The organism is Streptomyces sp. NPDC054840, assembly GCF_053611065.1.
Genome location: NZ_JBSGZP010000399.1, coordinates 1 through 6,876 on the forward strand (window position 1 = coordinate 1; position 6,876 = coordinate 6,876).

Sequence of the window (6,876 nt, forward strand, 5' to 3'; positions counted from 1 at the left end):
GTTTTGACGATGGCCTTCCTCGCCGCCGTCGGCGCCGGTGCGTACACCGGCTGCTGGAACCGCGAGGAGGGCGCCACGGCCGCCGCGGCCCTGGTGGGCGCCCCCGCGCCCGAGAGCCCGCGCGAGCCGGGCACCGCCGACCGGGACGCCGTCGCCCGCGCCGCCGCCGAGGCCGTCGCCGAGGGGAAGTCCGGGAAGAAGGCGGCCCAGGAGGTCGTCAGCCGCAGCGGAGACCGCTGGGGCACCGTCTACGACCAGGGCGAGTACGCCGCCTTCGCCGAGGGCCTCGACGGCCGCTGGACCGGCGTCGGGGTGTGGGCCGGGCGGGCCGCCGACGGCATGATCAAGGTCGACAAGGTCCAGCCCGGCAGCCCCGCCGCCCGGGCCGGGCTGCGCGCCGGGGACCGGCTGCTGAGCGTCGACGGGCACGCCGTGACGGGCCTCGCCGTAACCGCCGTGGTCGCCCTGCTGCGCGGCGACGCCGGCACCCCCGTCGTGCTGAACCTGAGCCGGGACGGCGCCGACCTCACCGAGACCGTGCGCCGCGAGCAGCTGCGGACCGAGCCGGTGACCGTACGGCAGCGTCCCGACGGGGTCACCGTCATCAAGGTGGTCTCCTTCACCCGCGGTTCCGGGGAGCGCGTCAAGGCCGCCGTCCGGGCGGCCCCGGCCGGCGAGGGGGTCGTGCTCGACCTGCGCGGCAACCCGGGCGGGCTGGTCACCGAGGCGGTCACCGCCGCCTCCGCCTTCCTGGACGGCGGGCTCGTGGCCACGTACGACGTGCGGGGCGACCAGCGGGTCCTGTACGCGGCCGAGGGCGGGGACACCACCCGGCCGCTGGTGGCCCTGGTCGACGGCGGCACGATGAGCGCGGCCGAGCTGGTGACGGGCGCCCTGCAGGACCGGGGCCGGGCGGTGGCCGTGGGCAGCCGGACCTTCGGCAAGGGCTCGGTGCAGATGCCGACCGAACTCCCGGACGGCTCGGTGGCCGAGCTGACGGTGGGCACGTACCGCACACCGGCGGGCCGCAGCCTGGACGGCGAGGGCATCATCCCCGACGTGCCGGCGGGCGAGCGGGTCGAGGAGCGGGCGGTGACAGTATTGGGTGGCCTGGGGGTGGGTCGATAGTGCGAAAATGACCGCACTATGGCTAAGGAAAAAGGGCGCAAGCTGATCGCCCAGAACAAGAAGGCGCGCCACGACTACGCGATCCTCGACACCTACGAGTGCGGTCTCGTGCTCACGGGTACCGAGGTCAAGTCCATGCGCCAGGGTCGGGCCTCGCTGGTGGACGGCTTCGTGTCGGTGGAGAGCGGGGAGGCCTGGCTCTACAACGTGCACGTGCCGGAGTACAGCCAGGGCACCTGGACCAACCACAGCGCCCGGCGCAAGCGCAAGCTCCTCATGCACCGCGAGGAGATCGACAAGCTGGAGCGCAAGGCCGACGAGTCGGGTCACACGATCGTGCCCCTGTCGCTGTACTTCAAGGACGGCCGGGCGAAGGTCGAGATCGCGCTGGCGAAGGGCAAGAAGGAGTACGACAAGCGGCAGACCATGCGGGAGAAGCAGGACACCCGCGAGACGAACCGGACGATCTCGGCCATCCGTCGCAAGCAGCGCGGCACGGTTTAATCATCTGGCACGTGGTGGTCCACTTCGCGTACCATGGCGTCAGCACCGCCCCCCAGGGGTCGGCGCAGCTTGAGCTGGACCTTTAATTCAAGAGTGGCAACATGGGGATGATCGGTTTCGACAGCGGATGTCGATGCAGGGGAAGCGAGCCGAGGAAGCGGCAATGATCTCGCTAACCATATGTCGCAAACAATAATCGCCAACTCCAAGAGCGATAACTCCCGCTTCACCCTCGCTGCCTAATAACAGTGAGCTGAAGCCTCTGTGAGGAGCGTCAGCCCGGAAGTGGTCCCGGTCCGGATCCTGGCGTCAATTAGGGATCTAAACCTCTAGCCCCGGTCACGGGGGTTGGAGGGAAACCAAACAGTGACTGAGCCCGTCGGAGACTTGTCCGTGTGATCTCCGGGGCTGAGAAAAGCGCAGCGGACTGCGCTCGGAGAAGCCCTGCTTCTGCACCGTTGGACGCGGGTTCGATTCCCGCCATCTCCACTCATCCCATGTGGGCACAGGCCCCGCGGCCTCTCGGCTGCGGGGCCTTTGTCATGCGTCAGTAGTGGTAGCGGGCCTTGAGGATCTTCACTTCCTTCTCGTCGGCCCGGTACACGAGGCGGTGCTCGTCGTCGATGCGGCGGGACCAGTAGCCCGACAGCTCGCCCTTCAGCGGCTCGGGCTTGCCGATGCCGGTGAACGGATCGCGCTGGATCTCCCCGATCAGACGGGTGATCCGGCGGGCCATCTTCCGGTCCGACGAGAGCCAGAACAGGAAGTCCTCCCAGGCGGCCGGGTCGAAGTGAACGCTCCTCACTCCTCGCCTCCGGCCAGCTCCCTCAGTTCGTCCAGTGTCCTGGCGACGGTGGAGGCGCCCTCACGGTCGCGTGCGACGGCCTCCATCAGCCGCTGGGCGTTGGCGGGGGACCGCAGGAGGTAGACGGTCTCCTGCCAGGAGTCGTAGTCGTCGGCGGACATGAGGACCGCGTCACCGCTCTTGGAGGTGATGCGCACCGGAGCGTGATCGGTGTTGACGCGCTCGATCAGTGGGAACAGGGTCGCCCTGGCTTCGCTGGCGCTTATGGACACGGTGCGCTCCTCTCTGGGGTCGTACGGGTTTATGGTACATGACTCGTACCGAAAACCGGTACGAGTCATGTGGGGAGGTCTGGTGGCCTGACGGCGGGGTCGTCGTCAGGCGGAGGGGCTGACGGTGACGGGGGGACGCCGGGCCGTGGTTGCGAGGGCGATCACGGCCGCCACCGCCGGGAGGGCGTAGGCCGTCGAGGGGCCCAGGTGGTCGACCAGGGTGCCGGCCGTCGCCGCGCCCAGGGAGATGCCCGCGAAGATGGCGGTGACCGCGAGGGTCATGCCCTCGTTGAGGCGGCCCTCCGGGGTCAGGGCATGGACCCGCGACATCGCCGTCACCATCGTCGGAGCCGTGGCCATGCCCGCCAGCAGCAGCGCGCAGGCCAGCGGAAGGAGCGAGTCCGTGGCCGCCGCCGCCCAGGGCAGGGCCATCGCGGCGGCCATGGCGATCAGGCAGGTGCGCAGACCGCGCGGGCGCATCGTGCCGTAGAGCAGGCCGGCCGCGCAGGAGCCCGCCGCCTGGAGGGCCAGCACCGGACCCGAGGCCGCGCCCAGCCCCAGGGCGTCGAGGTGGGCGATCGAGGCGATCTCCATCGAGCCGAAGACCACGCCGGTGGCGAGGAACAGGGGCAGCAGCGGGGCCAGGGCGCGCAGCGGTGAGCCGCGGTGCGGGCCCGCCGACACCGGGGGCTGGGTGGCGCGGCAGGAGGTGAAGACGAGCATGCCGGTCAGCAGCAGGGCGGCCGCGGTGAGGGTGCCGGCCTCGGGGAGGACGACCGAGCAGAGGAAGGCGGCCAGGATCGGGCCGAGCATGAAGCAGAGCTCGTCGGCGGCCTGTTCGAAGGACATCGCGGTGTGGTGCTCTCCCGGCGAGTTCCGCAGCAGGTGCGTCCAGCGGGCGCGGGACATGCCGCCGATGTTGGGGGTGGTGGCGGTCGCGGCGTACGAGGCGAAGAGGGTCCAGGCGGGGGCGCCGGTACGGACGCACACGATCAGGCAGAGCGAGCCGAGGACCGCGATCAGGGTGGCCGGGACGGCGATCCGGGCCTGGCCGTGCCGGTCGATCAGCCGGGCGGTCCACGGCGCGACCAGCGCGGTGGCGGCCAGGCCGGTCGCCGTGACCGCGCCGGCGAGGGCGTACGAGCCGCGCTGGCCGGCGATCATCATGACCGTGCTGACCCCGAACATGCCCATGGGGAGGCGGGCGAGGAGGTTCCCGGCGGTGAACCCGCGGGTGCCCGGCAGCGCGAACAGGCGCCGGTAAGGGCTCAGCGGGCCCGGCGGGCGCGGGGGAGTACGGACGGGGGCGGGCAGGACGGGCGGGGCGGCGAGGACGAGGGTGCTGCCGGTGACGGCCATGAGGGGCATGGCCACCACCCTCGGCCGGGACCGGGCGAACCGTCCAACACCTGTTCGGAGGCCATTCACGCCGATCTGTTGTTAGTCTCCGGGGATGATGCCCCGTGATGTGGATCCCCGGCTGCTGCGCGGGTTCGTCGCCGTGGCCGAGGAGTTGCACTTCACCCGCGCCGCCGCCCGGCTGTACGTCGCCCAGCAGGCGCTGAGCCGGGACGTACGGCGGCTCGAAGAGGCCCTCGGCACCACACTGTTCGTCCGTACGACCCGCGCCGTCGAGCCCACCCCCGACGGGGAGCGGCTGCTGCCGCTCGCCCGGCGGGTGCTGGCCGCGCACGAGGCGGTCGCCGCCGCCTTCGCCGCGCCCCGGGCGCTCCTCGTCGACCTGAACACCGACGGCCCGAGCACCGCACGCACCGTCCTGGAGCGCGCCCGGGAGCTGGCCCCGGACTGCGAGCTGATGGCCCGCTGGGAGAGCGGACTGACCCACGCCGCCGCCGAGGTCGCCGCCGGACGCCTCGACGTCTCCTTCGGGTACGCCGACGGACTGGACCCGGTGTGGCGCTCGCGCATCGCGCACCGGCCCGTGCGCTACGAGCCGCTCGCCGTGCTGCTGCCCGAGGGGCACCCGCTGGCCGGACGGGCGGCCGTACCGCTGGACGCGCTGGCCGGGGACACCGTGTACGCGGGCGCCGGCAACCCGCGGACGCTGGAGTGGACCGGACTCGCGCGCGAGCTGTTCGCCGGGCGCGGGATCCTGATGGCGCCGCCCGCCCCGGTGGCCATCGGCAAGGACGAGTTCGGCCGGGTCATGGCCAAGACCGGCAATCCGGTGCTGGTGACCGTCGACTTCGTCGACATGCCCGGATCCGTGAAGCGGCCGCTGGTCGACCCCGTACCGCTGTCCCCGCTGTCCATGGTGTGGCGCAAGGGTTTCAGCCACCCCGGACTCGAAGCGCTGCACCGGGCCGCGGCCGGGCTCAGTGCCGAACGCGGCTGGCTGGACGTGCCCCCGGCGAGCTGGCTCCCGGCCGCGCTCACAGGTGTCCCCGGCGGCGGGTGAGAGCAAGGTTTCCCGGCGGTCACGCGGCGGTGACCGGGGCTGAAACGCGCCGTTCCTACGGTCGTTCCACGGACGCGACAGCTGTGGAGGCGTGTGATGACCGGTACGACCGCACCGCGCAAGGGGGGCCGCTGGATCGAGCAGTGGGATCCCGAGGACGAGACCTTCTGGAAGGAGACGGGGGAGCGGACCGCCCGCCGCAACCTCGTCTACTCCGTGTTCTCCGAGCACATCGGGTTCTCCATCTGGTCGCTCTGGTCCGTGATGGTCCTCTTCATGGGCCCGGCGTACGGGATCGACCCGGCCGGCAAGTTCTTCCTCATCGCGACCGCGACCCTGGTCGGCGCGATCGTCCGGGTGCCGTACACCTTCGCCGTGGCCCGCTTCGGCGGCCGGAACTGGACCGTCGTCAGCGCGCTGCTGCTGCTCGCGCCGACGGTCGCCGCGGTCGTGGTGATGGAGCCCGGCACCTCGTACGGGACCTTCGTGCTCGTGGCCGCCCTCACCGGCGTGGGAGGCGGCAACTTCGCCTCCTCCATGACCAACATCAACGCCTTCTACCCGCTGCGCAAGAAGGGCTGGGCGCTCGGTCTGAACGCCGGCGGCGGCAACATCGGCGTCCCCGTGGTGCAGCTGGCCGGGCTGCTGGTCATCGCCACCGCCGGCGCCTCACACCCGCGGTACCTGCTGGGCGCCTACATCCCGCTGATCGTCATCGCGGCCGTCCTGGCGGCCGTACGCATGGACAACCTGGCCCCCGTGCGCAACGACACCGGGGCGGTCCGTGAAGCGGTCAAGGACGTGCACACCTGGATCATGGCGTTCCTGTACGTCGGGACGTTCGGGTCCTTCATCGGGTACAGCTTCGCCTTCGGGCTGGTGCTGCAGACCCAGTTCGGCCGCACCCCGCTCCAGGCCGCCTCGCTGACCTTCATGGGACCGCTGCTCGGCTCGCTGATCAGGCCGGTGGGCGGGGCGCTCGCGGACCGGTTCGGCGGGGCGCGGATCACCCTGGGGACCTTCGTGGCGATGGCGGCGGCCACCGGCGTGGTCGTGTTCGCCTCGCAGCGGTCCTCGCTGCCGGTCTTCCTCGTCGGGTTCGTGGCCCTCTTCGTCCTCAGCGGCCTCGGCAACGGATCGACGTACAAGATGATCCCGGGCATCTTCCAGGCCAAGGCACTGGCGCGCGGCATGAGCGGCGAGAGCGCGGCCGCGTACGGGCGGAGGCTCTCCGGCGCCTCGATGGGACTCATCGGAGCGGTCGGCGCCCTCGGCGGACTCGGCATCAACCTGGTCTTCCGGGAGGCGTTCCGCACCTCCGGCTCCGGAACGGCGGCCTTCGTCACCTTCCTCGGCTTCTACGCCCTGTGCTGCGCGGTCACCTGGGCGGTATACCTTCGCCGCCCCGTGGCCCCGGTGATCCACACGGTCGGGGTCGAGACGAAACCGCAGCTCACGTCGGTGTAACCGGGGCGAAATACGGGTGAACCGAGTCCGACACGACGTGTTGGCAGGCTCGGTCCACCCGTACCGCCCCCACATGCGTCACTAGGCAGGTCACGATGGACGACACGAACACCGGCCCGCTCGCGGGCTTCACCGTAGGGGTCACGGCCGCCCGGCGCGCGGACGAGCTCATCGCGCTGCTGCGCCGTCGCGGGGCGGCGGTGCTGCACGCGCCGGCGCTGCGGATCGTGCCGCTCGCCGACGACAGCGAGCTGCTGGCCGCGACGAAGGAACTGATCGGC

At 71.5% G+C, this 6,876-nt stretch carries 7 protein-coding genes, 1 other RNA gene and 1 pseudogene; 6 read left to right on the top strand and 3 right to left on the bottom strand.

Annotation, left to right across the window (positions count from 1 at the left end; all coding sequences use genetic code 11):
• From ACWGIU_RS24940 to ssrA, 3 genes are all read left to right on the top strand, one after another.
• On the top strand, nt 1-1,128 hold a 1,128-nt coding region (locus ACWGIU_RS24940; RefSeq protein ID WP_453709258.1), incomplete at its 5' end, for a S41 family peptidase.
• A gap of 18 nt (nt 1,129-1,146) precedes the next feature.
• Complete coding sequence (gene smpB / locus ACWGIU_RS24945; protein ID WP_266595930.1) at nt 1,147-1,632, top strand: SsrA-binding protein SmpB; 486 nt, start codon at nt 1,147-1,149, stop codon at nt 1,630-1,632.
• A 103-nt stretch (nt 1,633-1,735) separates the two neighbouring features.
• Nucleotides 1,736-2,124: a transfer-messenger RNA gene (ssrA, locus tag ACWGIU_RS24950) on the top strand.
• Nucleotides 2,125-2,179: 55 nt separating this feature from the next.
• Here the strand turns inward: ssrA and ACWGIU_RS24955 are convergent.
• The 3 genes from ACWGIU_RS24955 to ACWGIU_RS24965 form a co-directional block, all read right to left on the bottom strand.
• The gene (locus ACWGIU_RS24955) at nt 2,180-2,437 is read right to left on the bottom strand and encodes a Txe/YoeB family addiction module toxin (protein ID WP_453709261.1); all 258 of its coding nucleotides are present in this window, start codon (nt 2,435-2,437) and stop codon (nt 2,180-2,182) included.
• Nucleotides 2,434-2,709: a type II toxin-antitoxin system Phd/YefM family antitoxin gene (locus ACWGIU_RS24960; RefSeq protein ID WP_453709263.1), complete on the bottom strand. Its 276-nt coding sequence runs from the start codon at nt 2,707-2,709 to the stop codon at nt 2,434-2,436. Before ACWGIU_RS24960 ends, ACWGIU_RS24955 begins: the two co-directional genes overlap by 4 nt.
• A gap of 105 nt (nt 2,710-2,814) precedes the next feature.
• Nucleotides 2,815-4,068, bottom strand: coding sequence for an MFS transporter (locus ACWGIU_RS24965; protein ID WP_453709269.1), 1,254 nt, complete (start codon nt 4,066-4,068; stop codon nt 2,815-2,817).
• A gap of 94 nt (nt 4,069-4,162) precedes the next feature.
• Here ACWGIU_RS24965 and ACWGIU_RS24970 point away from each other — a divergent pair, with 94 nt between their 5' ends.
• The 3 genes and pseudogenes from ACWGIU_RS24970 to ACWGIU_RS24980 all read left to right on the top strand — a co-directional run.
• Entirely contained in the window at nt 4,163-5,128 is a 966-nt protein-coding gene (locus ACWGIU_RS24970; RefSeq protein ID WP_453709265.1) for a LysR family transcriptional regulator, read from the top strand.
• A gap of 96 nt (nt 5,129-5,224) precedes the next feature.
• Nucleotides 5,225-6,595, top strand: coding sequence for a nitrate/nitrite transporter (locus ACWGIU_RS24975; RefSeq protein ID WP_453709267.1), 1,371 nt, complete (start codon nt 5,225-5,227; stop codon nt 6,593-6,595).
• 95 nt (nt 6,596-6,690) lie between these two features.
• A pseudogene (locus ACWGIU_RS24980) lies at nt 6,691-6,876 on the top strand (uroporphyrinogen-III synthase); the annotation flags it as partial.